At 68.7% G+C, this 25,956-nt stretch carries 31 protein-coding genes and 1 pseudogene; 16 read left to right on the top strand and 16 right to left on the bottom strand.

Annotated elements, in window-relative coordinates; translation table 11 throughout:
• Window positions 1-3 precede the first annotated feature (3 nt).
• Entirely contained in the window at window positions 4-528 is a 525-nt protein-coding gene (locus tag ACFF45_RS04630) for a DUF6879 family protein (RefSeq protein ID WP_381342213.1), read from the bottom strand.
• Window positions 500-907, bottom strand: a complete 408-nt coding sequence (locus tag ACFF45_RS04625; RefSeq protein ID WP_381342211.1) for a hypothetical protein — start codon at window positions 905-907, stop codon at window positions 500-502. The genes ACFF45_RS04630 and ACFF45_RS04625 overlap by 29 nt, the downstream gene beginning before the upstream one ends.
• Before the next feature lie 206 nt (window positions 908-1,113).
• Here ACFF45_RS04625 and ACFF45_RS04620 point away from each other — a divergent pair, with 206 nt between their 5' ends.
• From ACFF45_RS04620 to ACFF45_RS04605, 4 genes are all read left to right on the top strand, one after another.
• On the top strand, window positions 1,114-1,476 hold the full coding sequence (locus tag ACFF45_RS04620) for a hypothetical protein (protein ID WP_381342209.1): 363 nt from the start codon (window positions 1,114-1,116) through the stop codon (window positions 1,474-1,476).
• Window positions 1,477-1,520: 44 nt separating this feature from the next.
• The gene (locus ACFF45_RS04615) at window positions 1,521-1,667 is read left to right on the top strand and encodes a hypothetical protein (RefSeq protein WP_381342206.1); all 147 of its coding nucleotides are present in this window, start codon (window positions 1,521-1,523) and stop codon (window positions 1,665-1,667) included.
• A gap of 148 nt (window positions 1,668-1,815) precedes the next feature.
• Window positions 1,816-1,992: a hypothetical protein gene (locus tag ACFF45_RS04610; protein ID WP_381342204.1), complete on the top strand. Its 177-nt coding sequence runs from the start codon at window positions 1,816-1,818 to the stop codon at window positions 1,990-1,992.
• 102 nt (window positions 1,993-2,094) lie between these two features.
• Window positions 2,095-2,961 carry an aKG-HExxH-type peptide beta-hydroxylase gene (locus tag ACFF45_RS04605; protein WP_381342201.1) on the top strand — a complete coding sequence of 289 codons (867 nt, stop codon included), beginning with the start codon at window positions 2,095-2,097 and terminating at the stop codon, window positions 2,959-2,961.
• A 6-nt stretch (window positions 2,962-2,967) separates the two neighbouring features.
• Here ACFF45_RS04605 and ACFF45_RS04600 read toward each other — a convergent pair whose 3' ends face one another.
• Entirely contained in the window at window positions 2,968-3,648 is a 681-nt protein-coding gene (locus ACFF45_RS04600) for a pentapeptide repeat-containing protein (RefSeq protein WP_381342198.1), read from the bottom strand.
• A 146-nt stretch (window positions 3,649-3,794) separates the two neighbouring features.
• Window positions 3,795-4,277, bottom strand: coding sequence for a hypothetical protein (locus ACFF45_RS04595; protein ID WP_381342196.1), 483 nt, complete (start codon window positions 4,275-4,277; stop codon window positions 3,795-3,797).
• Window positions 4,278-4,419: 142 nt separating this feature from the next.
• On the opposite strand from ACFF45_RS04595, the gene ACFF45_RS04590 reads away from it, so the two are divergent.
• Entirely contained in the window at window positions 4,420-5,199 is a 780-nt protein-coding gene (locus tag ACFF45_RS04590; protein ID WP_381342194.1) for an HAD-IIA family hydrolase, read from the top strand.
• Between the two features lie 120 nt (window positions 5,200-5,319).
• Here the strand turns inward: ACFF45_RS04590 and ACFF45_RS04585 are convergent.
• The 3 genes and pseudogenes from ACFF45_RS04585 to ACFF45_RS04575 form a co-directional block, all read right to left on the bottom strand.
• A pseudogene (locus ACFF45_RS04585) lies at window positions 5,320-5,475 on the bottom strand (2-aminoethylphosphonate ABC transporter permease subunit); the annotation flags it as partial.
• A 30-nt stretch (window positions 5,476-5,505) separates the two neighbouring features.
• On the bottom strand, window positions 5,506-6,270 hold the full coding sequence (locus tag ACFF45_RS04580) for a hypothetical protein (protein ID WP_381342191.1): 765 nt from the start codon (window positions 6,268-6,270) through the stop codon (window positions 5,506-5,508).
• A gap of 634 nt (window positions 6,271-6,904) precedes the next feature.
• Window positions 6,905-8,086 (bottom strand): ROK family transcriptional regulator, encoded by a 1,182-nt coding sequence (locus ACFF45_RS04575; RefSeq protein WP_381342188.1) that lies wholly within the window; start codon window positions 8,084-8,086, stop codon window positions 6,905-6,907.
• A 55-nt stretch (window positions 8,087-8,141) separates the two neighbouring features.
• On the opposite strand from ACFF45_RS04575, the gene ACFF45_RS04570 reads away from it, so the two are divergent.
• Both ACFF45_RS04570 and ACFF45_RS04565 read left to right on the top strand, forming a co-directional pair.
• Window positions 8,142-9,221: a Gfo/Idh/MocA family oxidoreductase gene (locus ACFF45_RS04570; protein ID WP_381342186.1), complete on the top strand. Its 1,080-nt coding sequence runs from the start codon at window positions 8,142-8,144 to the stop codon at window positions 9,219-9,221.
• Between the two features lie 26 nt (window positions 9,222-9,247).
• Window positions 9,248-9,739: a heme-degrading domain-containing protein gene (locus ACFF45_RS04565; protein WP_381342183.1), complete on the top strand. Its 492-nt coding sequence runs from the start codon at window positions 9,248-9,250 to the stop codon at window positions 9,737-9,739.
• Between the two features lie 199 nt (window positions 9,740-9,938).
• On the opposite strand, the gene ACFF45_RS04560 is transcribed toward ACFF45_RS04565, so the two are convergent.
• From ACFF45_RS04560 to ACFF45_RS04545, 4 genes are all read right to left on the bottom strand, one after another.
• Window positions 9,939-10,658, bottom strand: coding sequence for a YidC/Oxa1 family membrane protein insertase (locus ACFF45_RS04560; RefSeq protein WP_381342180.1), 720 nt, complete (start codon window positions 10,656-10,658; stop codon window positions 9,939-9,941).
• Between the two features lie 103 nt (window positions 10,659-10,761).
• Window positions 10,762-11,073 carry a DUF6412 domain-containing protein gene (locus ACFF45_RS04555; RefSeq protein ID WP_381342177.1) on the bottom strand — a complete coding sequence of 104 codons (312 nt, stop codon included), beginning with the start codon at window positions 11,071-11,073 and terminating at the stop codon, window positions 10,762-10,764.
• A 629-nt stretch (window positions 11,074-11,702) separates the two neighbouring features.
• Window positions 11,703-11,906, bottom strand: coding sequence for a hypothetical protein (locus tag ACFF45_RS04550; protein ID WP_381342174.1), 204 nt, complete (start codon window positions 11,904-11,906; stop codon window positions 11,703-11,705).
• Window positions 11,903-12,316: an ATP-binding protein gene (locus ACFF45_RS04545; RefSeq protein ID WP_381342171.1), complete on the bottom strand. Its 414-nt coding sequence runs from the start codon at window positions 12,314-12,316 to the stop codon at window positions 11,903-11,905. The genes ACFF45_RS04550 and ACFF45_RS04545 overlap by 4 nt, the downstream gene beginning before the upstream one ends.
• A 180-nt stretch (window positions 12,317-12,496) precedes the next feature.
• Between ACFF45_RS04545 and ACFF45_RS04540 the strand changes: the two genes are divergently transcribed.
• Entirely contained in the window at window positions 12,497-13,252 is a 756-nt protein-coding gene (locus tag ACFF45_RS04540; protein WP_381342168.1) for a helix-turn-helix domain-containing protein, read from the top strand.
• A 96-nt stretch (window positions 13,253-13,348) separates the two neighbouring features.
• Window positions 13,349-13,816, top strand: coding sequence for a hypothetical protein (locus tag ACFF45_RS04535; RefSeq protein WP_381342166.1), 468 nt, complete (start codon window positions 13,349-13,351; stop codon window positions 13,814-13,816).
• On the opposite strand, the gene cutA is transcribed toward ACFF45_RS04535, so the two are convergent.
• Complete coding sequence (cutA, locus tag ACFF45_RS04530; protein WP_381342163.1) at window positions 13,758-14,081, bottom strand: divalent-cation tolerance protein CutA; 324 nt, start codon at window positions 14,079-14,081, stop codon at window positions 13,758-13,760. The two genes, ACFF45_RS04535 and cutA, sit on opposite strands and share 59 nt — an antisense overlap.
• 289 nt (window positions 14,082-14,370) lie before the next feature.
• On the opposite strand from cutA, the gene ACFF45_RS04525 reads away from it, so the two are divergent.
• A complete protein-coding gene (locus ACFF45_RS04525; RefSeq protein WP_381342161.1) occupies window positions 14,371-14,727 on the top strand; it encodes a hypothetical protein in 357 nt (118 codons plus the stop codon).
• Between the two features lie 46 nt (window positions 14,728-14,773).
• Window positions 14,774-15,424, top strand: coding sequence for a hypothetical protein (locus ACFF45_RS04520; RefSeq protein WP_381342158.1), 651 nt, complete (start codon window positions 14,774-14,776; stop codon window positions 15,422-15,424).
• A gap of 1,024 nt (window positions 15,425-16,448) precedes the next feature.
• Here the strand turns inward: ACFF45_RS04520 and ACFF45_RS04515 are convergent.
• Entirely contained in the window at window positions 16,449-16,886 is a 438-nt protein-coding gene (locus ACFF45_RS04515; protein ID WP_381342156.1) for a VOC family protein, read from the bottom strand.
• A 93-nt stretch (window positions 16,887-16,979) separates the two neighbouring features.
• On the opposite strand from ACFF45_RS04515, the gene ACFF45_RS04510 reads away from it, so the two are divergent.
• Both ACFF45_RS04510 and ACFF45_RS04505 read left to right on the top strand, forming a co-directional pair.
• Window positions 16,980-17,990, top strand: a complete 1,011-nt coding sequence (locus tag ACFF45_RS04510; RefSeq protein ID WP_381342153.1) for an SEC-C domain-containing protein — start codon at window positions 16,980-16,982, stop codon at window positions 17,988-17,990.
• A gap of 410 nt (window positions 17,991-18,400) precedes the next feature.
• Entirely contained in the window at window positions 18,401-18,796 is a 396-nt protein-coding gene (locus ACFF45_RS04505) for a very short patch repair endonuclease (protein ID WP_381342458.1), read from the top strand.
• 247 nt (window positions 18,797-19,043) lie between these two features.
• Here the strand turns inward: ACFF45_RS04505 and ACFF45_RS04500 are convergent, their stop codons facing one another.
• Window positions 19,044-19,214, bottom strand: coding sequence for a hypothetical protein (locus ACFF45_RS04500; protein WP_381342150.1), 171 nt, complete (start codon window positions 19,212-19,214; stop codon window positions 19,044-19,046).
• Between the two features lie 421 nt (window positions 19,215-19,635).
• On the opposite strand from ACFF45_RS04500, the gene ACFF45_RS04495 reads away from it, so the two are divergent.
• The 3 genes from ACFF45_RS04495 to ACFF45_RS04485 are packed head-to-tail and all read left to right on the top strand — an operon-like array spanning window position 19,636 to window position 23,575.
• On the top strand, window positions 19,636-21,705 hold the full coding sequence (locus ACFF45_RS04495; protein WP_381342147.1) for a helix-turn-helix domain-containing protein: 2,070 nt from the start codon (window positions 19,636-19,638) through the stop codon (window positions 21,703-21,705).
• Window positions 21,702-22,676 (top strand): hypothetical protein, encoded by a 975-nt coding sequence (locus tag ACFF45_RS04490; RefSeq protein ID WP_381342144.1) that lies wholly within the window; start codon window positions 21,702-21,704, stop codon window positions 22,674-22,676. The genes ACFF45_RS04495 and ACFF45_RS04490 overlap by 4 nt, the downstream gene beginning before the upstream one ends.
• On the top strand, window positions 22,673-23,575 hold the full coding sequence (locus ACFF45_RS04485) for a DUF6339 family protein (RefSeq protein WP_381342141.1): 903 nt from the start codon (window positions 22,673-22,675) through the stop codon (window positions 23,573-23,575). Before ACFF45_RS04490 ends, ACFF45_RS04485 begins: the two co-directional genes overlap by 4 nt.
• On the opposite strand, the gene ACFF45_RS04480 is transcribed toward ACFF45_RS04485, so the two are convergent.
• Both ACFF45_RS04480 and ACFF45_RS04475 read right to left on the bottom strand, forming a co-directional pair.
• The gene (locus ACFF45_RS04480; RefSeq protein WP_381342139.1) at window positions 23,565-24,740 is read right to left on the bottom strand and encodes a DNA cytosine methyltransferase; all 1,176 of its coding nucleotides are present in this window, start codon (window positions 24,738-24,740) and stop codon (window positions 23,565-23,567) included. The two genes, ACFF45_RS04485 and ACFF45_RS04480, sit on opposite strands and share 11 nt — an antisense overlap.
• An 11-nt stretch (window positions 24,741-24,751) precedes the next feature.
• Entirely contained in the window at window positions 24,752-25,768 is a 1,017-nt protein-coding gene (locus ACFF45_RS04475) for a DNA cytosine methyltransferase (protein WP_381342136.1), read from the bottom strand.
• Window positions 25,769-25,956: the final 188 nt, after the last annotated feature.

Genomic DNA, 25,956 nt, shown 5'->3' with positions numbered 1-25,956 from the left:
GGGTCAGGGCTTGTACTCGGCGTGAGGGATGGCGACGGACCAGAGCAGGTCGCGCAGGCGGATGCACTCGGCCACGGTGTCCGGGTCTTCGACGATCTCCGACCCGAGCACTCGCCCCTCCGGGTCGAAGTGGCCCACAGCGAGAAGGCGATCGTCGTACAGCCACCAGTCATTCCCCTGCACGGGGAAGATGACCCCTTCGGGCAGCATGTGACGCGGCAGCCAGCGGATGTCCTCGCCGACCTCGATGTTGAGGTGCGTAAGCGAGTGCTCCCAGGTGACGTACTGGCTGTGCGGCTCGCTGACCACGCGGACGCGACGCACGGTCTTGCCTTCGCCCGTGACGCGCTTCATCAGCGCCTTCCACTCGTCGAGCCAGGCGTAGTCGTCAGGCTCGCCTCGCTTCCAGCGGGCGTATGGCGTGTCCTCGACCGGAGACCCGTAGTCGTCCCTCAACTCCAGGTGGAAGGCGTCTCGTTCGAACTGGTTGAACAGTTCGTCACGCTGCGCGGGAGTGATCAGGTCCACTGTCTTCCTCCAGTAGGGCCGTGATCGAGGACTTGGGGACCTCGATGCAGGTCTCATAGTCGGGCATACGCATCTGGCTCAGGGCCTCGGCGTCGTGCATCTCCGGGCCCTGAAGGACGCACGTTCCCTGTTCGGTGACGATCATGATCGGTGCGTCGAACTTCTTGATCTCGCCGGACGCCTGGCCGTCCTTGGTCAGGTGCTCGAACAACTCGGTCGGCACCTCGATGACGGTCTGTCCCGCCGGCACTTCGAGCTGCATGAGCAAGTCGTTCGCGTACACCTTCCAGCCTTGGATGACGTAGGTGTCCTGGTCACTGGCGTACAGGGTGGGGCTGTCTCCGGGGGTGGAGTTCTTCCCCAGGAACGTTAGCTGCATGGCTGCTCTCCCGTCCGCTGTCTTGCGCAGGATTGCGCGACACACTGATGGTCACGAGCCCGTTCGAGGCCGTCAATCGACTTGCTGCAAACTCACGCAATCTGCTTGGGACTTGGGCTGCACCCACTCTACGTTCGTCACGAACCCGAGCAGCCAAGGAACCGGCACAGCGATGCGGTACCGAGGGGAGATCCGTGGTGTCCACCGTGAGCGAGAGACAAGAGGCTCCGAGCGTCGACGAAGCTCCGATCGACGTGGAGATGATCGGGGACAGCACCGACACTGCCCTCGTCATGAGGCTGGGCACGACGACCCGCAAGGACATCGACAAGAGGACGCCGATCCTCATCGGTCACCTGCAACTGCTTCTCTCCGAGGAGCTGGGTGCGGACGATGACCCCACGGTCAGGGCCCTGTTCTCCCAGGCGTACAAGCTGCTGGACCTGAAGGCCCGCCCCGAGCCGGACGCTCCGACCTTCGCCTCGTTTTTCTACATGCGCGAGGTCGCGAGCCTGACCCGCCGCTTTCTGTGGATCTACAGCCAGAGGAGCGGGACGGGTGTCTCGTGAGCCCGAGAGCGCAGCAGGTCGCTTACGTCCTTGCCCTCCTCGCGGTGATGGCCGCCCTGACGGTGGGCATCTTCGCCAGTCCGAAGGCCCGACACGGGCGCCCGCTCGGATGGCGTCAGTGGGTTTTCCAGGGCCTCTTGATCCTCGCCTCGGTATCGGTCATGGCCGCCTATGTGCAGATGACCACGTGATCTTCCGCCTTCGAGTGTCCGCGCATCGGCCTCCCCCGACCGACTGCATCCCCCTCGGAGGCGGAACCAGGACCCCGCATCGGCCGCAGATCCGGCTGGGGCGGGCGAGCAAGTGCAGAGCACCACTCGTCGAGCAAGGGAGAACACCATGAGGTCTGCCCAGATCGAGTCGGCCGAGACGGCTGCCATGCCGCGCACCGTCCTGTCCGACCTCGTGGCCGCCGTCAAGGACGACCCGAAGGGCCTGCCGGCCGTCATCCAGGGTCGGGTGCAGCGCTCCCAGGAGGCGGACAACGTCTGCATGATGGGCGGCTGGACCAACTAGTCCACCCCTCCGGCGCCGCGACGCGCTGACGCAACGAGTGCGCCCGGAGCGGGGCTTCCGTTCCGGGCGCACGGCCGGTCATCACTGAAGGAGCGATCTCCCGTGCATTTCCTGAACATCGGACACGTCTACGAGACGACGGCTCGCCTGGTCCACGCCCTGACCGGCGAGTACCCGGACGGCGCAGACAGCGTCCCGGCCGCCTTCCGCGGCGCCATCTCGCAGCTCCGCCCCATGCCGGCGGAGGCCGAGCGGTTCACCATCTCGTACGAAGACGGCGCCTGGGCCGAGCACTGCCGCCAGGAGGGCGTCTTCGCCCACATCGTCGGCCCCGCCACACCCTCGGACGGCCCGACCCGGGAAGACTGGGACTCGAAGGTCAACCAGGCCATACAGCACATCCACGGCCTGAACAGCGACCTGGGAAGCCTGGTCGACCTGCTGGTCACCGATGTCGTCGTCGTCAACTCCGGGCAGGACGGCGGAGGCAGTGCCAACAAGCTGCCCGGCCTGGTGGTCATGAGCCCTGGAGGCCACTGGGACGTGCCCGAATACGCGGAGTGCCTCGTGCACGAGGGCCTGCACACGGGCCTCTTCGTCCTGGACATGGTCGAGCCCATGTTCAACCTCTCGGCCCGGGAGCTGGAGAAGGACGAGTACCGCGCGCTCTCCGCCGTCAAGATCGGACAGAAGCGCCCGCTGCACGCGGCCTTCCACGCCGCCGTCGTGGCGGTCCCCCTCATGTACATGCAGCCCGTTCGCGGCACGGGCGACCTCGTCGAGAAGTACGGGGCCTCACTCCGCGACGCCTGCGCAGACATGCGCACCCAGCGGGAGCACTTCACCCCCTACGGGCAGATGCTGCTCGACGGGATGTGCGCCTGGGCCGAGACCCTCGACTTCACGCAGGTGGCCCGCGCGATCTCCAGTCCGGAGTACGCGGGCCACAAGCCGACCGTGGCCGCCTGACGCGGCCTACGGCTCGAACAGGATTCCTGCTTCGCGTGCAAGGCTCAGGGCCAGCTCCATCGACCCTGGGCCCTGCACTGTTGCACCCTTGAGACTGGCCGCACCGCCCACATCAATGAGCGTGCAATTCTCGAACCGCACAACACCAGATTTCGCGTTGGCGAATTGTGCCCCGGTCAGGTCGCAGTTCTCGAATTTCACGTTGTACATCTCCGCCGACTGGAGATCAAGACCAGCCAGCTTGCAGTCGCTGAATACGACGCTGTAGAGCTTCATGTGTCGAAGCATCGCCGGGGTACCGACGCACCCCTCGAACCGCACGTCCCGGAACGTACCGGATTTCCATGTCGAACCCGTCATACGGCTTCCGCTGATAGTGCACCGGATTAGAGACGCGTCTTGTGCGACCACCTCGGCGAAGTCGCAGGTACTGAACTGCGAGTCACTCAACTGGCTTCTGACCAGGCGTGATCCAGTGAAGCGAGAGCTGTCGAACACGCACCCCTCGGCCTCTGCCGCCTCGACGTCGAGTCCCACAAAGGGCGTTCCGTCGTACCTGACACCCTTGATCATGGCGTCGTCTTCCAGGCCGTCTCTCGGCATCTCTGCTGGACGTAGAGAAAAGGCCATCCTCGGGGCCGCGGGATTCTTGATGTGCCGGACGCCTTGCCGAGCGACCTGGGCCATGCTGGTCCATCCAATTCTCGGAGTCGAGTGAATTCCGCACCATCATCGAGAGGTCTCGCGACAGTGGTGCGGAGAGACTCCAGAGTCTAGGGGAAATAGACCGTATTGTTGGGCAGTTGCGGGCCTCGAAAGGGTGGACCCGCGAGTTAGCTCTCCATTGTCGAGGTCAGCTCGACTTCCTCCGGCCTGACGGCTGTCGCGGCGACATCCTCTTCTCGGACGGGAGTTTCGAGGCCGACGACCCCAGGCGCTTGCTCGCCCTCGGCAGGCGCCTCGGGAGTTTCGACCGACTCTGCGGCGATGATGGGGACCTCCGGGCCCATCTCCGAGCGTGCTTCGAGTACGACATCGACGACCTGCTCGATTGCGACAGTGGGCACCTCGTCGACGTGCTCGCACTTCTCCTTCTCCCGAGCGACGACTTCGCCCGTGCTGGTGTCGATGGCGACTGTTGCCACCACTGGCTTCACGTCCGCCTCGGCGTTGAGCGGGGCCGAGATGACCGTCTTCACGGTCAGGTCTTCGGCGAGCGGCGCGGACATCATCATCATGACGTGACCGCGCTGTTCGACCGGCCCGACGACCGACACCTGTTTGAACTTTGGACCGGATACGGTGAGCATGGTCACGTTTTGACTGGTCGATATTCGGGGAAAGCCATCCGAATACCGGACAGATCCGACTGCATCGGAATCGAACACGTGTCGGCGGTAATGTCTACGTCGAGCGCAAGCCGCCTCGTACATCGCGTCCGGCAGGAGAAACATCCCCATGGGAGAGCGCAAGCCGATCGAGTCGTGGCTGACCGACATGGACGGGGTTCTGATCCACGAAGGCATCCCCATCCCCGGCGCCGAGGAGTTCCTCAAGCGGCTGAAGGAGTCAGGGAAGCCCTTCCTGGTTCTGACCAATAACTCGATCTACACCCAGCGTGACCTGCACGCCCGCCTGGCCCGCATGGGCCTCGACGTGCCGAGTGAGAACATCTGGACCTCAGCCCTCGCCACCGCACAGTTTCTGGACGACCAGCGGCCGGGCGGCACGGCGTACGTGATCGGCGAGGCCGGGCTGACCACCGCCCTGCACGAGATCGGGTACGTATTGACTGATACCGACCCTGACTTTGTCATTTTGGGCGAAACTCGGACTTATTCGTTCGAGGCCATGACGAAGGCGGTCCGGCTGATCAACAACGGTGCCCGGTTCATCGCCACGAACCCCGACGAGACCGGGCCTTCGACCGAAGGCGCACTCCCCGCTACAGGAGCGGTCGCCGCCCTAATCACCGCCGCGACCGGCAAGAAGCCGTACTTCGTCGGCAAGCCCAACCCTTTGATGATGCGGGCCGGGCTGAACGCGATCGGCGCACACTCGGAGACCTCGGCCATGATCGGCGACCGGATGGACACGGATGTCCTGGCGGGCCTTGAGGCCGGGATGCGGACCTTCCTCGTGATGACGGGCGTCACCCAGCCGAACGAGGTCGACCGGTTCCCGTACGGACCCTCGAAGGTCGTGGATTCGATCGCCGACCTGATCGAGTACATCTGATCGCGGAGAATCCGCCACAACGACGAAGGACCTCCCGGTATCGCGGGAGGGCCTTCTCGTCAGTATCGGCTTGTTGTCGATGCCTCACGGAGGGCGACAAGCCGCAGGTCAGGGCCAAATAAAGTACGTGATCTGTGCCGGCAGCACGCCCCAGGGCGTGGTGAGGAACCGGAAGGGTCCCCCGGCGGCCCCCGTGCGGTCGGTCCACAGCCCGTTGGCCATGCCGACCGTGCCGTGGACGAACAGCAGGGCGTGCGTGATCAGGAAGGACGGGAAGACGTGATCGTCGCACGTGCGGCGGTCACGTCAGCGCCGCCTGCGCACCAGCAGGGCTCCGCCGGTGAGAGCGAGCAGGGAGGCGGTGACAGCGAGGGCTCCGTGCGGGGTGGTCAGGCCGGTGCGGGCGAGTTCGTCGGCGAGGGAGCGGTGCCTGTCGGGCGCGGTGGGGGCGGCGGCGGAGGACGTCGGGGAGGACGCGGAGGAGGAGGGGTCGTCGTCCGGCTCGGCGGCGCCGTCCGGCTCGACGCGCACCCGGAAGCGGTAGTCGTTGGACTGCCCGACCCAGTCGCCGTCGTCCTCGCGCCGCTGCACGACGGCCGCGTTGGCAGTCACCTCGTTCGGTACGGCGTCGGAGGTCATCGCCAGCCGCACCCGCACGGTCAGCGTCCGCCCGGCCGGCACGGTGAACCCCGCGAACCCCTCCTCGAACGCCCCCACCAGCTCGTCCTGGTCGGTCCGCTGGAACCGTACCGGCCGCGGCCGCGGCCCCTCGTAGAACTCCAGCCGGGGCTGCGACGGCTTCAGCGCCCGCTCGCCGTCGACCAGCACCACGACCGGGTGGATGCCGGTGCAGGTGCGGCCGGTGGTGTTGGTGAGCTCGATGGACCAGGTCCCGTACCCACCGCCGGCGTCGTAGGAGTCCGGGCCGCCCGGGATGCGGGTGGTGATGGGGAAGCGCCGGTCGTCGGCGGCGGCGCAGTCGGGTCCGGGGGCGGCGCGCACCGGCGACGCGGCTCCGCCGAGGAGGGCGGCTGCGGCGAGGCAGAGGGAGACGGGCGTGCACAGTCGCATGCCCCCATTCCGCGCCGGGCACCCCCGCCGCGCGAGGAGACCGCGCCGTACGGCCCAACAGGTCCGCCCGTTCGGGCTGCGTCGGTGACCTCGCGCCGGGCGGCCGCCTGCTCCGGCGAAGGCGGGCCCGGCGTGTCGGGACCGTACGACGCGGCACGGGCCACACCCGGCGCGTCACCGCCGTTCCCGGAGGCCACCGCCGACTCCTCGCCCGCTGCCGGGCACTCGACGGCGTCGGGGCGATCCCCGCCCAGCGCGAGGCCCGCCGCGAGGACGAGAACCGCGTCGACACCCGCGCACCGGCCACGCCGTGATCGTCCTCATCGACAACCGCGGTACCGGTCCCCGAGACCGGTCAACGCCGACGCCAACGCCCCGCCGACCCCACGCCCCACTGACCCCACGCCCCACTGACCCCGCGCCCTGCTGACCCCACGCCCCGCTGTCGTCACCGACCCGACGCTCCACCGCCGACACCGACCACACCCCGCCGTCCACGCCGACGCCGCACCCACCGCCCCATCGGCTCGGTATCCACACCGGCCCCCGCCCTCCAGACCGCACCGCCGGCGTCGGCGTCGGCGTCGGCGTCAGGGTCGGCGTCGGGCCCGGCGCTGTCGGCCCACGCCCGCCCTCATCCCCCGCCCCGCCCGAACAACGGCGCCAGCAGAAGCTGGGCCGCGCCCTCCGCGACCGTGCGGGTCCCGCCGCCCGCGATCCGCACCGGCACCACCGCGTCACCCGTGCGCCGGGCACGTTCCCGAAGCACCTCGGCGACCCCGCGCACGAACCGCTCCGGCTCCCCCGCGACGATCCGCCCGCCCAGCAGCACGAGGTCGACGTCGAGCAGCGCGACGAGGTTGCTCGCCCCGACACCCAGCACCCGCGCCGCCTCCGCCACGTCCCCGCGCGCCACCGCGGCCAGGCACAGCGCCTCGACGCAGCCGCGGTTCCCGCACCCGCACACCGGCCCGTCCAGCTGCACGACCTGGTGCCCGAACTCCCCCGCCCCGGTCCGCGTCCCGCGATGCACCGCGCCGCCGATCACCAGCCCGCAGCCGAGCCCCGCCGCGACGTGCAGATACGCGAAGGACCCGGCCCCGCCCGCGACGGCGAGCCGCAGTGCGGCGGCGTTGGTGTCCTTGTCGACCACCACCGGCACCCCCAGCCGCCCCCCGAGCACGTCCCGCAGCGGGAACCCGTCCCACTCCGGAATCCCGGTGACCCGGTGCAGCACGCCGTGGACGTGGTCGAGCGGCCCGGGCAGGGCGACCCCCACCCCGAGCAGGGAGCGGACGCGGGCCGCCGCCCTGCCGCCGAGGACCTCCGCGACGAGCGCGACCACCTGCCCCACCACCGCCTCGGCCCCCGCCCCGAGGTCCATCGCCGAACACCGCTCCGCGCGCACCACGCCCGCCAGGTCGGCCAGCACCACCCGCAGCTCGTCCCGGTCCAGATGCACCCCGACCGCGTGCCCGGCCTCCGGCACCAGCCGCAGCACCGTGCGCGGCTTGCCGCCCGTGGAGACCAGCCGCCCGGCCTCCGCCGCCAGCCCCTCGTCCCGCAACCGTCCGGTGATCTTGCTGACGGCCTGGGGCGTCAGCCCGGTGCGCTCGGCGAGCTCCAGCCGGCTGACGCCCTCCGCGCCGGCCCTGCGCAGCAGTTCGAGGACGAGGGCGGCGTTGTGACTGCGCACGGCCAGCAGGTTCGCCCCCTGCACGGCGCCGTACCCGGCCCCCTGCCCGGCGCCCTGGGCGGTCCCCGGCCCGGCGCCCTGCCGCGCGCCCGCCCCGGTGGTGGAATTCGGCCTGTTCACCCTTCCATTGTCCCTCCCGCTTGCATTTTGGCAACAGCGTTGCGAAAGTGGACGCATGACTGGCACACCTCCTGGCTCGCCCCTCCGCGCCGGCCTCGTCGGCTACGGCCTGGCGGGCTCCGTCTTCCACGCCCCGCTGATCGCCGCCGCCGAGGGCCTCGCCCTGGACACGGTGGTCACCTCGAACCCGGAGCGGCAGGAGCAGGCCCGCGCCGAGCACCCGGGCGTCCGGATCGCCGCCACCCCGGACGAGCTGTTCGAGCGGGCCGAGGACCTGGACCTGATCGTCGTGGCGTCGCCGAACAAGACGCACGTCCCGCTCGCCACCACCGCCCTGAAGGCCGGCCTCCCGGTGGTCGTCGACAAGCCCGTCGCCGGCACCGCGGCCGAGGCCCGCGGGCTCGCCGCGCTGGCCGAGGAGCGCGGCCTGCTGCTCTCCGTCTTCCAGAACCGCCGGTGGGACAACGACTTCCTGACCCTGCGCCACCTCCTCGCCGAGGGCGAACTCGGTGACGTGTGGCGCTTCGAGTCCCGCTTCGAGCGGTGGCGGCCCCGGCTGAAGGGCGGCTGGCGGGAGTCCGGCGACCCGACGGAGATCGGCGGCCTGCTGTACGACCTCGGCAGCCACGTCGTCGACCAGGCGCTGGTCCTCTTCGGCCCGGCCGTCTCGGTGTACGCCGAGGCCGACGCGCGCCGCCCGGGCGCCGAGACGGACGACGACACCTTCATCGCCCTGACCCACGCGAACGGCGTCCGCTCCCACCTCTACGCCGCCGCCACCACCGCCCAACTCGGCCCGCGCTTCCGGGTGCTGGGCTCGCGGGCGGGTTACGTCAAGTACGGCCTCGACCCGCAGGAGGCGGCACTGCGCGACGGGCGGCGCCCCGGCCCCGGCTGGGGCACGGAGCCCGAGTCGCTGTGGGGCCGCGCCGGCGCCGGGGAGTCCCCGCTGACCGGCGGCGGCCGCCCGGTGGCCACCCTGCCCGGTGACTACCCCGCGTACTACGCCGCGATCGCCGCCGCCCTGCGCGACGGCGGCCCCAACCCGGTGACCGCCCTGGAGGCGGCCGCCGCCCTCGACGTACTGGAAGCGGCCCGCCGTTCGGCCCGCGACGGAGTGACGGTGACCCTGTGACCCACAACCACGGCCCCAGGAGCGCGATGACGCCGAAGATCACCCCCGAACTGACGCCCACGGTCGAGGAACTGGAGGCCCAGGAGCGCCGGCTGGTGTTCCGCCGGTTCACCCACGACGACGCCTGGGCGCTCGGTTCGCTGCTGGTGGAGCTGGCCCGGGAGCGCCAGGCCCCGGTCGCCATCGACATCCACCGTGCCGGCCAGCAGCTCTTCCACGCCGCACTGCCCGGCTCCACCCCGGACAACGACGCGTGGATCGCCCGCAAGCGCCGGGTGGTGGAGCGCTACGGCTCCGCCTCCTACCTGGTCGGCGCCCGCTGCCGGGCCAAGGGCACGACGTTCGAGGAGTCCTCCCGCCTGGACCCCGACGCCTACGCCGCCCACGGCGGCTCCTTCCCGATCACCGTGGCGGACGTGGGTGTCGTCGGCGCGGTGACGGTCTCCGGCCTCCCCCAGCTCCAGGACCACCGCTTCGTGGTCGAGGCGCTGGAGCAGTTCCTGGGCGAACAGGTCTGACCGGCCCGGCCCTCGCGCCCCCGGCCCGGGCCGGGGGCGCGGGATCGACCCGGGCGGCCCTCCGGTCGGCACGGCCGTATCAGCCGTGCACGGCAACCGGAGGGATCGCGCCCATGGACAACCCCGCAGCCCCCGGGTGCAGGGTCATGAACCGGCCGGCGTACCGCACGGCCTCCGCCACCGGGAAGTCCCGCCGGCGTCAGCGGTAGAGCACGGCCCGCTCGACGGCGCTCCACGTCGTGCTGGTCACCACGTACAGCGCGGCGGCCAGCGGCACCACCGCCACGGTGACCAGCGTGAAGAAGGACATGAACGGCATCACCTTGGTGACCGCCCCGATCCCGGGCACCTGCTGCCCGCCGTCCACGCCCACCGGCGCCAGGGGGTTGGCGGCCATCATGCTCTTCGTGCGCCGGTAGTTGAACGCGGCGACGGCGGTGACGAGGACGAACAGCCCCAGGTACACGAGCCCCGCCTGCCCGAGGAGGCCGCCGGTGCCCAGCGCGTCGGACCACCGGTCCCCGAGCGGCGCGGCGAGCAGCTCGTGCGAGAGCAGCTCATTGGGCCGGCCGCCGATCTCCCCGTTGGAGAAGAGGTGGTAGAGCAGGAAGAACGCGGGCGCCTGGAGCAACCCGGGCAGACACCCGGCCAGCGGTGACACCTTCTCCTTCTGGTGCAGCTCCAGCACGGCCCGTTGCAGCCGCTCGGGATCCCTGCCGTGCTTCTCGCGCAGCTCGGCGATCTGCGGCTGCAACCGCGTCCGCGCCTTCTGCCCGCGCGCGGCGGCCCGCGACAGCGGGTGCACCAGCAGCCGGACGAGCGCGGTGAACAGGACGATCGCGGCGGCGGCCGCGGAGGCGTGGAACAGCGGCTGGAGCAACTCGGCGAGCTGCTCTACCAGATGGGCGAAAACGGACATGGGTGGGCCCTCCGTCGTGGGTCTCGTCGTGCCGGGACAAGGGGATGGCGGCAGGACGACCCGCGCGGGGTCACGGGGGTGCGGCTGGGTGGTGCGGTGTGCCCTACGCGACGGTCGTCAGGAGGGCGTGGCCGGGCGCCCGGGGGCGGGTGCGCCCCTTGGCGTCGGGATCGCGCTGCGGCAGGAAGGCCGTACGGCGGTCGCGGTCGCGGATGGCCGTACGCACCCGGGTGGGCGGCACGGCCGGCGCGCACCGGGCGGCGGCCAGCAGGCAGACGGCGAGCGCCGCCCCGGCCGCGGCGGTCGCGGCGAGCGCGACGGTGGCGGAGAGGACGCCGGCGTCCAGCAGCGCGAGGTCGACCAGGAGGACCAGGAGCAGGACGACGGGGCGCGGCTTGGCGTACGGACGCGTCATCACCGACTCCCCCCTCCTGGCGCGGCGGCGCTCAGGGGCGCCGCCGTTCGTCTGTACCTCACCCGTTTATACCTCACCCGCTCCTGCCTCACCGCGGGCGCGGCAACAGGGGCGCCGACACTTCGTCAACCGGTCTGGGGGAAAGGGCTGTCGGAGCCCTCGACACCCCGCGCGCCCGCCCCCGGTGCTTCCGTCGGTCCCGCACGGCACGGGCCCCCGACGCCGGTTCCGACGACCACCCTCGACGACGGCGGAGAAGCCGGGGCCGACGGGCGTCCTCGTCGCGGCGACGGTCCTCGCCACGGACCTGGGCCACGCGGTGGCGGCGTACTCGGCGTCGGCGCGGGGGCAGCAGCGCCCGGGAATCGCGTGGCACGGTCCACGGGGTGCCGGACGCACCACGGCCCCCGCCGCGACGCTGGGCCGGGTCAGCAGCTCGCGCAGGGGTGGAGCGGTGGGAACGGCGGTGGTCACGAACGCCTCCTCGGGTTTGGCTTGCTGTCCGTGCACGGTCCGCGCTCCGGGAGCGGAGGGCGGGGGTGCCTCCCTCCCCGCCGGGGGACGCGGAGAGGGAGGCGGTCCAGGCAGCCCCGGCCGCGGGCTGTCCGCACCGCAGCCGGGGCAGCAGCTCAGGGCGCGCTACCGGGTGCGCGCGGCCGGCAGTTGGGGGCGCACACCCACAGGCGGAACAGGAGGCCCCGGTGCCGCGTGTCGCCCCAGACCCGGCCGCCCGCCCCCAGGGGACGGCCGCAGCGGGCGCAGTCCATGGCCATCTGCTGCCGTGGCCGGAGCCGGGCTATGTCCGGCAGCACCGGGACGGGTTGCTCGGTCACGGCTTGCCGTCCGTCCGCAGCTCCGCCCACACCCGTCCCAGCAGGTCCGTCCCCCACCGGTCGGACAGGGCCTCCACGACCACCAGGCCCCGGCCGCCCGTGTCGCTGGCGGAAGCGGTGCGCCTCTCGGGCAGGGAGCGGGGGGCCTGGTCCACGACCGCGACCCGGACCCAGCCAGGGGCGGGGCGGCTGACGGTGACCCGGAGGTTCCGGGACCCCGTGTGATCCAGGCTGTTGGTCACCAGCTCGGACACGATCACGCAACCGTCGTCCGCCAGGTCCCCCAGCCCCCAGGCGGTCAACGCCGTGCGTACGAGCCTGCGGGCGGCCGAGGGGCTGGCCTCCTCACAGGGCAGGGTCTCGGTGTAGCCCGGGTGCCCTGTGGGGTGAGCGGAAGCGGTCACAGTCATCAGAGCCTCGTCGGTCGCGGGCGGGGATCGTGTCCATCTGCTGAGCAGTGGGCACATACCTAGCCAACGACCGTGCTCGTTGGGCTGGGAGGGCCGGAAAGGGGTGCGTTCTCCGGCGGGGGGCCAGCACGGGGGGCCAGGATGAAATCCCCCATGGGAAACGAGCCTTGAGGACAGCGCATGATGAGTCCGGACGGCATCGGCCACCTGCTGCGTGGTCTCCGGGAACAGGCAGGGCGCACCAGACGCGACCAGGCCGGACACCTGGAGCGGACCAGCGGGCGGTTCGTCGACCCGGAGAACATCAAGCGGTGGGAGACGGAGAAGCGTCTCCCCATCCCCGACTGGCACGACGTGATCGCCGAGGGGTACGGCGTCCCCGTGGAGGAAGTCCGGCGGGCGGTGGCCGCCAGCCGCCGTTACCGCACACTCGTGTCAACATCGGTATCACTAGATGACCAGGAGGGGGTTTCCCCCGTGGAGCGACGCGCATTCCTCGGCGTCTCGATACTGGCCGCTGGGATCGCCACCGAGCCATGGGGACGGCTCGCGGCGGCACTGGCCGGTCCGAACGTGGACAGCCAAGTAACGGACGAGCTGGTGGAGGCCACAGCGCACCTGTTCGTCAGCGAACACCACATCCCCGCCAAGCTGCTGGCCGCCCGCCTGGGCAGCCACCTGGAGACCCTGACCGCGCTCATCCCGCGCTCCGGCCCCCACCGCCCGGCGCTCACCATCGCGGCCGGGGAGACGGCCGCACTGGCGGGCTGGGCGGCCTACGACGTGGGCGACATGGACACCGCGCGGCACTCCTACAAGACGGCTGCTCTGGCCGGACGCGAGGCCGGGCACCCTGCCGTCGTGGCCCTGGCCATGGGCTACGCCTCGTACGCGGTACCGGCGGACAAGGCCCGGGAGATGCTGGCCGCCGCCTAGGAGCACGTACGCGGCGCCGGGTGCGCCGCTGCCCGCTCCTGGCTGGCCGCCCGGGAGGCCGAGGAAGCCGCCGCGAGCGGGGACCGGGAGGGCGCGGTGCGCGCCCTCGACCGGGCGACCACCGCCTTTGACTACGCCAACCCCGACGCCGAACAGGCGTGGATTCGCTTCTACCAGCGGCCCCGCCTGGACTCCCTGACGGTCTCCACGTACTCCCAGCTACGCCACCCCGACCTGGGCCGGGCCGCCAAAGATGCCTTGCCGAACCTGGGGGACGACGACTCCAAGGTGTCCATTGCGGTCCTGTCCGACGCGGCCACCGGCTACGTGCTGTCCGGCGACGTGGACCGGGGCGTGGAGGTCGGGCGCCGGTTCGTGGACGCCGCGACCACCACGCCCACGACCATGGGCCGCCACCGCCTGGCGTCCATGGCCGCGCTGCTGCCCCAGCGGCACAGTGCGGCGCGGGACCTCACCGAGGACATCCGCGCCGCTTGCCGCCTGATCAGCCCTTGGCCGTCTCCTCGCTCACCCAGGAGAGGTACGCGTCACTGCCGTGGGTGACCGGGGTGGCGATGATCTCCGGGGTGTCGTAGTCGTGCACCTGCTTGATGTGCGCCTCCAGCTCCGGGTACCGCTCGGCGGTCGTCTTGTACAGCACGCGCCATTCCTGGTCCGTCTGCACCGCGCCCTCCCACCGGTACACGCTGGTGATCGGCCCATCGATCTGCGCGCAGGCCGCCACCTTGGCCTCCACCGCGCTGGCGGCCAGAGCCTGGGCCTTCTCGGCGGCATCGGTCGTGGTCAGAACGGTCAGGTACGCAGCCACAGTTGGTCTCCTTCGTACGGCGTCCCCGGGACCGTACCCGGCCTACGACACAGGCCGCTTGCTCTCCTTGCTGGCGTCGGACCGGGAAGACTTGGGCTGGCCGATCCAGGCGGCGGCGATGGCTCCGGCCGCCGTTATCAGGGCCGCAACGATGATCTCCATGGGTTCCCCCTGTGAGCTGAAGTCTGGCGCGGAATTGCGCAACAGGCAGCAGGATGCCCGGCAGCGGGAAGAGGCGACAACGGCAGTATTTCGCCATCGCCACAGGTCAGAGGCATTTTTGGGTTCGGTGGCGACCGGGTATCGGGACGCGCCCGACACCGTTTTTGGTAACGCCGCAGGTCTTCCTCTCCAACCACATCTCAGCCGACTTGTCCGGAACAAGACCCTGGAGGGCCAGGCGTCCGCCCGGGAGCGCGGGCGCCACGGTGGCCGTCCCGAGGCCCTGGACGCCGACCTGGTGGCCATGGCGCGCGACCTGTACGCCCGCCGCGTGCCCGTGGACGACATCCGCCGCAAGCTGATCATCCCCACCGGCAAGCGCGCCGGACAGCACCCCTCCCGCGCCACGGTGTACCGCGCCCTGGCGACCGTGCTGCGCCCCCGTGGCGACACCGAGGAGACCGAGGCCGAGAGCACCGCCTGACCCAACCCGCCGCGCCCGGCGGGTCCGTTGACGGAGACTGACACCCATGGACTGGATCTCTCCCGTTTCCGGACTCGTCGGCGCCCTGGTCGGTGCGGCGGCTACATACGTTGGTACGCACCAGGCGCAGGCCAAGGCGCTGGCAGACGCCCGCCAGGCCCGGCTAGAGGCCAAGCAGGACACCGCCGTGGCCACGCTGGCGGACACCTTCGGCAAACTCCAGCGGCACGTCCGCGACGTGCCGGACGCCCGGAAGCACGGGCTGGACGCGGAGGAGTCCGCCGCGTTCACCGCCGCCCGGGAGACGTGGGACCAGGAGCTGGAAGACCTCACCGCCCCGGCGCGCGTCGCCGTTGGCGTCCTGCGCGACGAGGCCCTACGCGCACGCCTGTACCAGACCCTGGACCTGCTGGACGCCTGGCAGTCCGGCTTGGAGTACGCCTACCGGGGCGGCGCCCGCTCCCGGGCCTGGGTGCTGCGCGGGGTCCTCTCCCACGCCGTGGAATGCGTCGGCGCGTGGCAGCGGGAGGAGCCACTACCGGAGCCGAACTACGCCTACAACGAGGCCGTGGAGTCCCTGGCGCTGAAGCGGGAGGAGCACGAGGCCATCGCACAGGCCGAGGCCGAATACCGCCGGGAGCAGCGCGCCCAGCTCGCCAGCGGGGCCACCGACCCCACGCCACCGGCTGCGGAGTAGGGCGCCCAGAGCCCGGAGGGTTCGGGAAAGGTTCACGGGGGGTGCGCAGGGTTCGCGGCTACGGAGCGGAAGGCCGACGGCTACGCACAGGAGCCGCCGCGGTTCCCTGCTGGCCTTCCCTGCGTGGAGGTTGGCCGCTTCGCCGCCCAGGCGTGGCGGCTACTGGTCCCGCTCGGCGAACCACTCGGCCAGGGTGTCGGTGCAGCCGTGATACCACTCCTCGGGAGCCGAGTAGAAACCCGTGGGCGCCTTTCCACCCGCCGTGATCCGTTGAACGATGACCTTGCAGTGCTTGAGCAGTGTGTCCTGTACGGTCCCCTGTCCGGCACCTGGGATCTCTGGCCAGACTTGGTTGCGGGCTAGCACGGTCTTCGTGGTCGAACGCGCTTGGTCGTAGACGCTGGGCGAACTCTTCCCTCCTGGTGACCCTGGCAGACCGCTGGTGCCTCCGTTCCACATCGCCCAGGCGGCAGAACTGCCGATATATGCGAGAGGCGACATGCACACGCTTAAGGCCACGGGGCCGCTCGACGCCACGAGTGGGGACAGCGCCATCAGGTCGCGGACGGCAGTGGGGTGCGGGCCGGCTGGGCGACACCCAGACCCGGGAACAGCCGCTCTCACGACTGCGGCCCCAGGGGTACGTTCGCCCTTCCGATGCACGCCGTTCGCCCCAGGGCGCCAGGCGATGCAGGAGGCCGGGGCGGGACACCACGGAGGAGACCAACCGCATGGAGCGCACCACCCACGTCAGCAGCGCGGCACCTGGTGATCACCGCGGTGAACACCTCCGCGTCGACACGGACGCTCACCTTCGGCCTTCCCGTTTCACGACCGTGACGGGCGGGGCGGGCGGCCTGGTGCCGCGCTGGAACACGACGACGGCGGCACGGGCCGTCACCGCGCGTAAGCGAGCACGTACCTGAGCGGGAACCCGGTGCGGGCGCCGCTCGCGGCGGGGCCGGTGCAGACGCTTCAGGTGGACGGGGGAGACGATCCAGGGAGGGGCGGGCAGGCAGGCTCGCTACACGGGGAGGGGCTCGCCGACCCCGAGCAGGTTGCCCTCGCTGTCGCGGAACCAGGCGGCCCGCTCCCCCCGCGCCCCCTTGCTCGGATAGTGCCCCTCGACCTCGGCGATCCCGTCCTCCCCCGTCCGCAGCCCCGGCAGGTCGACGACCTCGAACACGACACCGCGCCGCCTGAGCAGCGCCACCACCCGGTCGATGTCCTCGACCTGCCACCCCATCTGCGTGAACGTCCCCGGCGACGCCCCCGCCGACCGGAAGACGGCGAACTCCACGCCCCCGCACCGGTACAGCAGCCCTCCGGGCCGCTCGTCCACGGGCTCCAGCCCGAGCTTCTCGGAGTAGAAGCGCCGGGCCCGTTCCAGGTCCTGGGCGGGCAGCCGGGTCGCCACGCGCCCCCGGCCCAGCAGGTCCCTGTCCTCCGCGTCCGTCCTCATACCCCCACTGTGCCGCAGGGCGGCGGTGCGGTCCTGCCGGGCGGGCCGGCACCCGGCTCTCCTTTGTCACCCCACGGCAGTACGGTGTCCCCCATGCGCCCCGACACGCCTGCCGAGAACGTCGACCACTCCGCCGAGGCGGCCCGCCTGGAGCGAACCGCCGGCCTGTACCCCGAGGACGCCGAGGCCCTGCTGCTGCGGGCCGCCGCCCACCTGGAACTCTCCGGCGACCGCCCCGCCGCGACCGCGCTCTACGACCGCCTGCTGGCGTCCCCCGACGCCCTGGACGGCCCCCACCTGGTCCGCGCCCTGAAGGCCTCCAACCTCTGGGAGTACGGCCACGAGGCCGAGGCCCGGGCGATCATCGACGGCCTGCGCACGGCGTCCCCGCGCGACCCGGCCCCCTGGGTGATCGTCGCCGAGTCCCTGGAGGCCCACGACGAGCTGGAGACGGCGCAGGAGGTCTTCACGCAGGCCACCCGTCTGCTGGTGACGGAGGGGACGCGGCCCCCGCGCTCCACCCACCCCCTCTTCTTCGGCCGTCACCGGGTACGCCGCATGCTGGGCCTCCCCCACGACGACTGGGACGTCCTGGCCGACACCCTGCACTCGATGCCGGTCTCCCTGGACGAACTGCACGACCCCAAGCGCGTGTGGTCCCTGGGCTCGGACAACCCGGCGGAACTGGAGGCGGAGATCTCCCGCCTCCGCGCGGAACTCGGCGCCTACCGGGAAGCACTCTCCCGCCCCTTCCCGGTCGCGATCCTCCACTGGCCGGAGGGCGAGCTGACGGAACTGCTCTCGGCGTACCCGTCCCTCTCCGCGGAGTACCCCTCCTACGAGGAGCACCTGTCGACCATAGAGAAATCCCTGCGCGAGCTGTCCGCCTCCGGCACCGCGAACCTGGGCGTCGTACGCGGCACGGTCCCCTCCTACGAGGCCTTCGCCGCCTCCGAGGCCACCTCCCCGAACGACCCCACCCTCCTCCCCCAGTACGCCACAACCCTGGCAGCCCGCGGCCGAGCAACGACATGGCCTCCGGAGCCGACGGGGCTGTGCTGGTGCGGGACGGGGCGGGTCTACGGCGAGTGTCACGGGGCGTAGGCCTGGCCGGGCCGACAGAAGTGACGGCTCCGGCAGCCGACCTGCGGCCTCACCCCCTCGGACAGCCGCCCCACGGTCCCCGGTACCTCACCCATGCGCCCGCGGAGAGATCCGCTCAGCCTTCGTTACTCTCCGCCCTGGAGAGGCGCGTGTCAGTGGCGGAGCGAAGACACCCGGCGAAGCCGACGCCGGGAGGGCGCTCTCGACACTCGCCCCGGATTCGCCACATCGAGGAAGCCGGACGGTCGCAGGTGTATCGGGCCCAACGACAGTCCCGAACCGGGCCCATCCCATCTTCCGACCGTCCCCTCACCTCAACCGGGACTACGCATCGAGCCTTGTCCTGACCGCGCCGGCAGAATGCTCACGTGCGCGATGCCGTCCCGTCCTCCCCCGCCGTTTCAGCCCGCATGAGCAAGCAGGGCTCCCGCGACACAGCTCCCGAGATCGCGGTTCGACGGCTACTATACGCTGCGGGCCTGCGCTATCGAGTGAACGTGCCAGTTCCCGGCATGCCTCGTCGCACCATCGACATCGTCTTTCCCAAGGCCAAGATCGCGATATTCCTGGACGGCTGCTTCTGGCACGGCTGCCCGCAGCATGCCACTCAGCCCAAGGCGAACGCGGAATGGTGGCGCACCAAGCTCGACAAGAACATGACCCGCGACCGTGAGACGACCGCACACCTCGAAGCCGAGGGATGGATCGTCCTGCGCTTCTGGGAACACGAATCGCCGGAAAATGTCGCTCTGTCCGTCGTCCGAGCCAGACATGCGGCAGCAGGTGACGCCCCGCCGAACGCATAGCCTCACAACCCGCCACCACCGGCACGGCGGGCGTGGAGACGATCACCTGAGAGGCTCACGTCACACAACTCAGACGCTCTTCACTAAAGCAAATAATAAGCTCACGACCGATGAGCGATATCATCCCTGAGTGCACTTCTGCGAGGGCAGAGGCGAGCACGGGAAGTTGCTTTGGCGAACAATACACCTCCACTGCTATGCGTGGCGGAGGCCGGGATCGCCCACCCGCCCGACACCCCCCGGCACCTCACTCCTCCTCGGCCTCGACACCGTCGTCGATGTCACTAACACCCAGGTGGATCTCGTCCACGCCAGAGGTGACCCTGGCCGAAGTCGCCGACCCGTTGACGACAAACTCCACCGAGAAGGACTTGTCCGCGGGGAACTCCGCGAAGATCTGGCGCCGGTTCGGATACACGGAACCTCCAAGATTCCAAGATGATTCGGGCGACCACAGTCAGATTGCACTGCATGCAGCAACGGGATGCCCCGAGGCATTCGCACTGGGTACGAAACAGACACCGCAAAGGGATGCAAAGCGGACCAAGAGGGCGGTAGCGGCATGCACGACTTTCACGCGCTGGACTTTCGAGGACGAGCACTTGGGCCCCGGGGAGGGCGGCGAGCAGTCACCCTACACCCGAACTCCCTTGCGCAGAACGGATATGCGAAGCGCAGGCGCCCGATACACGCCCCGCAGGCATGCTATGGTGCCACGGCACACTCCAATACTCCAGTCGAGTGACTCTAGTATGCACCTTATGTCCGAATCCGATTAAGAAAGTTTAATTGGATCAAGATCAATTAACATCGGCCCGGAGTGGTGAGCGAGGGGGATCGTGAAAGAGTTCAGCGTCTGGCTCGGCGAGATGTTGACGCAACGCGCAATGAGCCAGAAGAAGCTCGCCGAGCTGACGGGGGTCACCGGGGCCGCCGTGAACGGTTGGGTCAACGGTCGTTCCGAGCCGCGCTACGAGAAGATCGCAGCCATCGCCAAGGCTCTGGACGTCGACGTGGAGGACGCCGTCAACCGCCGAACGCCGATGACCCCTTCCAGCGACGTGCAGTGGATCTTCCGAGTGGCTCCGGAAGACGGCGGCAGAGAGGGCGGCAATGCAGCCACCTTCGCCTTCTCTCCCAGCCTTGAGGTATTGGCGCGGGAGGCGACGCAGAACAGCCTGGACGAGCAGCTACCGGGCACCGAGCCTGTGACCGTCCGATATACGGTGCACGAGTTGACGGGACAGCACCTCGACCACTTCATGTCTGCCCTCGGCTGGGGATCCATAGAAAAGCATATCGTCGCTGCCGCGGACGCTCGGCAGAAGGTGGGCCGAGTACTCCGGGACGGACTCCAGGAGTTGCGACGCACCCGGCGACTCATTCTGCTTCGAGTGGACGACTACAACGCCACCGGGCTCACGGGCCCGGAGTTCGACGACGGACGTTTCGCACGCGTCGTGCGCCGCACCCTGGACAGCGGGAAGGTCGGCGCCCAGGGCGGGTCGTACGGTCTGGGGAAGGCGGCATTGTGGGCAACCAGTAGATTCGGCCTGGTCCTCGTGAACAGCACCCTGTCCGCGCCGGAGGGCGGACGCACGCAGCGACGCATGGCTGGGCGGCTCGAACTTCCGTGGCACACGTTGGGCGGGGTGGAATACGCCGGTCCCGGATGGTTCGGCACGGTCGATCCCGAACGCCGGAACACCGCCCAATCCTGGTGGGGGGACGAAGAAGCAGCCACCTCTCTCTACTTGGAACGCGACGATCCGGCACCGGGTACGACATTTCTGGTCGTCGGCGCCTTCGACGGTACCGGGGAGTCCGAAGACCTCGAGGACTTGCACGAGCGACTGGTTGCCAGTCTCGCGCGAAACTTCTGGGCTTCGATGGTCGGTGGAAGGCAGGAGGGAGCCAAGCTGCGCGCCTCGGTGGCCGCCTTCAAGAACGGCAAGCCGGTCAAACCCGAAGAGTTCATTGATCCCCATGTGTACGAGCCTGCACGTTCCAGAGCCGTACAGGCGTTCCTCGACGCGGAGACGGTCGAAGAACTCACAGACCGTCACCAAGTACTACAAACCTCGGTTCCGTTGGAGTTGCGTCGTCGAAAGGACGATCCCGACACCAAGGATCCCGGGGTGCATGAGGCAGTCCTCCTCGTCACACCGGCCGGTGACGAGGACGAACAGCCCGACTGCATCGCCTACATGCGCTCGACCCGGATGGTGGTGAGGTACAAGCGAGTCGGTGACCTTCCGCTTGGGCATCGACCGTTCCAGGCGGTGCTCCTCGCCGGCGCCGCAACACGCAGCGGCACACCGGACGCCGAGGCAGCCGAGCAACTTCTGCGTACTGCCGAGCCGCCGGACCACAACGACTGGGAAGGCACCGAGGACCTTACGGCGACGTACGAACGCGGGGCACGACAGAAGATCATCGACTTCAAGAGGCTGGCCGAGCAGAAGGTGCGCGAGGTCCTGCGCGGCCAGGAGGACGACACAGCTCAGGACGAGGGACCGGAGGTCCTGCGTGAGCTGCTTCGACTGGATCCGCCCAAGGTGGTCCGGACGCACGGATTTCCGACGGTCAAGGCCATCACGGGAGCCATTGACGATACGGGCGCGTGGGAGGTGACCGTCACGGTGAAACTCCCGAAACGAGAGGAGCCATGGGTGCTGACGGCCATCCCCAGGTTTGCCACACGGTCTTCGGGTCCTGTCAGCGTCGAATGGAGTGAGCTGTCCCCCATTGACTGCTGCGAGTTGACGCCCCACGGCAATCTCGTCTTCCGTGACGGAGCAGTCCAAGGGAAGTTCCGCGGAATCACGGATACCTCCAGTCACCCGGTGTCCGCCGCGATGTCACAGGTGATGGTGGACATACGCCGGGCCAAGGAGGAACTCTCTTGAAGACTGTCTTCCCCTATGAGGTGCTCAGTGGCGACGTCACCCTTCGAGTCGAGAAGCTGTTCGTCGACAACAAGCCGATCAGGTTGGAGCGGATCAATGATCGGGCTCAGGTTGTTGCCCTCGAGGACCTTGAGGAGACCAACCGACGATGGTCCGAAGTACGCCTCAACGTATCGGTGAGTGTGGACCCGGCCGAGCTCGCTGCTGGACCGTGGAAAGCGCCGCAGTGCATTGCTGTGCTCACGAACAGACGAACCAACGTGTACCAGGCCTTCCCTCTGCACTCGCGAGGCGACGGTACGTGGATCGGTGACGTCGAACTCAGACGGGAGGAGCACGTGAACCGCAGTCAGTTGACCGCGAGAATCGCGGCAACCGTCGACGGTGTCGATGGACGACTGATCGGGGAATCCGAAGCGACCTGGGACGTCGACTTCGAAGCCAAGGTGCCTGCCGCTGAACGATCTGTGAAGATGCGCTGGGTCGACTTCACCGAGCACGATCATCTCAAGGAATACCGCGACGATCCCTGGCTGGTCGACTCCGAAGCCGGCGAACCTGTGCTCCTGCTCAACTCAGCCGTGGACGGGCTCCGCGGCGTGCTGGAACATGCTCGAACTCCGGAGCAGAAGCTCGTACGAGAGATATTGGCGTCCCAGGTGGCGTCCGAGGCCTGGAGCGCCATGTTCAATGCGGCGATATATGCATGTGACATGGTCGACGGTGAGCCGCAGTGGCCTGGTGGATGGCACGAGGACGTACTGCGCAGGATGATTCCCGACCTCTATCCGGACCTCTCGCCCGAGGATGCGCTCATAGAGCTCGTACAAGGACGTGCAGAGGGCGAGAACGGCAGCGATCTACAGCGCCGCCTCATGCATGGTTCCGGGGTACAGTCACGCAAGCCCAGAAAAGTGTCGACCGCCCTGCGTGATTTGCGGCGCTTGGCAAGCAAGAGGGAGACGCAATGACTACCGGGCACAAGTTCGACATACCCGAAAAGCTCGGGAGAATCTCAGATTCCGTGGCCGCCAAGGTGCTGACTCCCGGGGTGGTAACCGGAGCTCCCCTGCCCCAAGCAGTTCTGACGAGCAACTCCACCGCACCCCTCGATAATTCGTCCCGGTGGAACGCCGAAGAGGTGCGTGCGCTTCTTGATGAGGCAATGGAACGATTCGAGACAGAACGTCCTACCGCATCCGATGCCTGGCTCGCTCCTCGTTTCCACTACACCTTGCGAATGACTCGTGCCGAAGCCACTGACACGGGCATATGGAATTTCATCGCCCTTCGAGTCGCACCGGACTTCGTACGCTGGCGATGGGGCCATGAGAAGGATGGTCGAATGGTCGTGGGTCAGGCGGCCCGCTTCAGCGGGCGCTGGGACATTCAGTGCTTCTCACGCCTGTGGTGGGCTGCTGAACTGTTCCGCGACGGCGAGGACTACCGTCCTGTGGTCGTCGCATGCGGCAATCAGGACGTTCTCAACACCGCTCTTCGTCTGGACATGACCAACCATCGACCGACTGCTCAGGCATTCGTGAAGCTACTTGAGAAGGGCACCATTCGGACGGGACGCGAAGTGAACGGCCTCGTCAAGGCTGCCGCAACCGCCGGCAGCACCTTGGTCTACGAAGTCGTCGCACCCGATGAGCCCAGGGATTACGAAGCTTTGCGCCAGTGGATCGAAACCGTTGATTCGGATCCCCTGTGGAATCCACATAACCTGCCGCAGGGACCCGTTGACGGCAGCGTTCCCTTGGGGTCCGTCCAGCGGCTCACCGAATGGTTCGAGCACCTGTTTGAAACAGCACCGGTGCGCGGCAGAGAACCGCGCGAGGAACCCCAGGAAGCGCCCCTCAGCCTCTGAGTGCTTCGTACACCATCCCAGCCAAGGCCCGGGAAAGACCGACAGGCACGGCATTGCCGATTTGACGGCCGATCTGGATCTTGCTGCCACTCCACTTGAAAGTGGGCGGAAAACCTTGGATAAGGGCCGCCTCGTAGTGGGTGATCGGGCGATGTGCCCGAGGGTGGAGGTAACGCCCCTTCTCCGGCTTGTAGAATTCAGTCCTGATGGTCACCGCAGGACGGTCCCAATACATGCGGCCCATCACATCGTGGGAACCACTCGTGTGCGCCAACCACTTCTCCGTGGAGAGTTCCGGCGGGAGGTCGTGACGGTTCCCCCCTTCAGGGATGGCACGGTACCTCTTCCTGGAGAGCTCTGTCGGATTACGACCGATATGCAAGTCCGTCGTGAGGAATTCTCCGGGAAGGGTCTTATTCAATGGAGCACAAATCTTTCCTTCGGGCAGGTCCGTCGTAAGCGTGTCGGATGGTGTGCGCTCGAAGACGGCCGGCCCCACGGCCACCCACTTCTCGGGACCGGATCCAGGAAGGAAATCCTCGGCGTTTTTGGTGTGAGTCGGTTTGGGGTAGTCGAGGTCCGCCAGACGCTTGAGGTCTCGACGCACAGCGACAACAATCGCTCGACGCCTGGCCTGCGGCACCCCGTAGTCCGCAGCGTTCAGCACTGAATGCCGAACGAGCATGTAGTCGCGCAACATTCCGTCAGGCTTTTCGGTCGCCGCGTGAAGAAGCGCGAATTCAGGAGACCGCAGAAAGCGATCGACATTTTCGACGATGAAAAGCTTGGGTTTGATTTTGTTGACGACTCTCGCATACTCCTGCCAGAGCTTGTTGCGTGGGTCGCTCTCGTCTTCCTTGCCCAAGCCCGAAAAGCCTTGACACGGAGGCCCGCCAAGGACGACCTCGGCTTGCACCTCGTGCGTGTCGGGTTCCCATTCCTCAATGTCCTTGGCGTGGATGTGATCCACGCCGCCTGCCTCGTCCGCGAAGTTCAGGGCATAGGTTGAGGCGGCGGCGATGTCGTGCTCCACTGCCGCTACAGTGCGAAATACGGAAGTATCGGCACCTTCCGGCCGAAACTCATGAAAACCTTGAGTGAACCCACCGCAACCGGCAAAGAGATCAACGACGTTGATGGGGGCTGTGGGCTTGGTGGCGTTCATGTGGCCCGATCTTAACGCGCGCTGTGAGGTGGCTGCGAGCCAGATGCGGCAGCCCCGAGTGCGGCCGCGATCTGCCGCCCGACAGCCTCGGCAAGGGGCGGAGGAACGGCTTGCCCCACTTGCCGATACCCACGTGTCTTCCTGCCGGCGATCTGCCAGCTCGGCGGGAATCCCTGCAGGAGCGCTGTCTGTGCCACTGTCAACGCGGGGAGATCGTTCCTGTCGCCCCCGAGCGCCCAACCGTCCTCCGGTCCGGGCAGTTCGTCGGCAAGCGTGCCGCCGTTGATGCCGATCTTCTCCCAGACGGCCTTGGCGCGTTCGGGGCCGAGATCCGGTCCGCCCCGCTTGTCGGAACCACCGACGAGCGTCGGCGCCACGATCTTGGCTTGCCGAGCCCAGGCCCGCGCATGCGGCCAGCCGCGACTGGCCATCGAAGGGTAAAGCACATCACCGACATATGGTGACGCTTCGACAGGCGGAGTCGGCCAAGTGAAATATGTGGCGTAGGGCTCGCGCAACGCGACGAAGAACCCGTGGGGCCGGTGCTGCGGAACACCGAAGTCCTTGGCGTTCAGGACACTCTTGAAGAGCCGAAACCCAAGGTGCTTCAGCTCGTCCTCGATCTCGGCGCGGATCTCGCAGAACTCGTCCTTGCTGACCAGCCCCGGCACGTTCTCGAGAAGCACTGCACGTGGTCTCACCGCGCCCACCAGGTAGAGCGCCGCCTGAACCAGTCTTCTTTCGGGCTGATCGTCCTTGCGATTGATGGTTGCCATGGACTTCACCCGAGGTGTGCCGGCCGACAACAGGTCCACGTCATAGGTCTCGGGATAGTGCTCCGGGTCGAACGCGTTGAGGTCCTCTTCCACAAGATTCCACTCGGGCCGATTGGCGAAGAGCGTGGCAAGTGCCTTCTCGTCGGTGTCGACCAACGCCACGGGAGAGAAACCGGCAGACTCCAGACCCAGAGCAAGCCCGCCCGCACCGGCGCATATCTCAACGGAGTGGAGAGGGACTGAGGACGACATTCGGCTCCTTGGTCGAAGGTAATCGTCCCTCACGGTACTTCCCGAGCCCGCCGGGCGGGTGGTGTTTTGACGTTGTCAGGGACTCCCCTGCACGGTCTGCTCGTTCTCCCCGGAGAGCCCGTGCCTCGTACTGGCCGTGCTCGGAGGTCGCCGCGCGAGTGGGGCGGCCAGGGCCGGGTGGGCCCCGC

It is taken from the genome of Streptomyces cinereospinus, from assembly GCF_042430725.1.
Classification (GTDB): domain Bacteria; phylum Actinomycetota; class Actinomycetes; order Streptomycetales; family Streptomycetaceae; genus Streptomyces; species Streptomyces cinereospinus.
Note: the sequence above shows the minus strand (reverse complement) of the source record. Positions and strands in the feature narration are given on the sequence as shown.

Coding starts and splice junctions, on each gene's coding strand:
- ACFF45_RS04570 (WP_381342186.1), top strand. CDS start 8,142: ATGACTGGCACACCTCCTGGCTCGCCCCTCCGCGCCGGCCTCGTCGGC.
- ACFF45_RS04505 (WP_381342458.1), top strand. CDS start 18,401: ATGAGCAAGCAGGGCTCCCGCGACACAGCTCCCGAGATCGCGGTTCGA.
- ACFF45_RS04580 (WP_381342191.1), bottom strand. CDS start 6,270: ATGCGACTGTGCACGCCCGTCTCCCTCTGCCTCGCCGCAGCCGCCCTC.
- ACFF45_RS04545 (WP_381342171.1), bottom strand. CDS start 12,316: ATGACTGTGACCGCTTCCGCTCACCCCACAGGGCACCCGGGCTACACC.
- ACFF45_RS04625 (WP_381342211.1), bottom strand. CDS start 907: ATGCAGCTAACGTTCCTGGGGAAGAACTCCACCCCCGGAGACAGCCCC.
- ACFF45_RS04555 (WP_381342177.1), bottom strand. CDS start 11,073: ATGACGCGTCCGTACGCCAAGCCGCGCCCCGTCGTCCTGCTCCTGGTC.
- ACFF45_RS04540 (WP_381342168.1), top strand. CDS start 12,497: ATGATGAGTCCGGACGGCATCGGCCACCTGCTGCGTGGTCTCCGGGAA.
- ACFF45_RS04480 (WP_381342139.1), bottom strand. CDS start 24,740: ATGAACGCCACCAAGCCCACAGCCCCCATCAACGTCGTTGATCTCTTT.
- ACFF45_RS04485 (WP_381342141.1), top strand. CDS start 22,673: ATGACTACCGGGCACAAGTTCGACATACCCGAAAAGCTCGGGAGAATC.
- ACFF45_RS04475 (WP_381342136.1), bottom strand. CDS start 25,768: ATGTCGTCCTCAGTCCCTCTCCACTCCGTTGAGATATGCGCCGGTGCG.
- ACFF45_RS04560 (WP_381342180.1), bottom strand. CDS start 10,658: ATGTCCGTTTTCGCCCATCTGGTAGAGCAGCTCGCCGAGTTGCTCCAG.
- ACFF45_RS04515 (WP_381342156.1), bottom strand. CDS start 16,886: ATGAGGACGGACGCGGAGGACAGGGACCTGCTGGGCCGGGGGCGCGTG.
- ACFF45_RS04510 (WP_381342153.1), top strand. CDS start 16,980: ATGCGCCCCGACACGCCTGCCGAGAACGTCGACCACTCCGCCGAGGCG.
- ACFF45_RS04600 (WP_381342198.1), bottom strand. CDS start 3,648: ATGGCCCAGGTCGCTCGGCAAGGCGTCCGGCACATCAAGAATCCCGCG.
- ACFF45_RS04610 (WP_381342204.1), top strand. CDS start 1,816: ATGAGGTCTGCCCAGATCGAGTCGGCCGAGACGGCTGCCATGCCGCGC.
- ACFF45_RS04590 (WP_381342194.1), top strand. CDS start 4,420: ATGGGAGAGCGCAAGCCGATCGAGTCGTGGCTGACCGACATGGACGGG.
- ACFF45_RS04565 (WP_381342183.1), top strand. CDS start 9,248: ATGACGCCGAAGATCACCCCCGAACTGACGCCCACGGTCGAGGAACTG.
- ACFF45_RS04520 (WP_381342158.1), top strand. CDS start 14,774: ATGGACTGGATCTCTCCCGTTTCCGGACTCGTCGGCGCCCTGGTCGGT.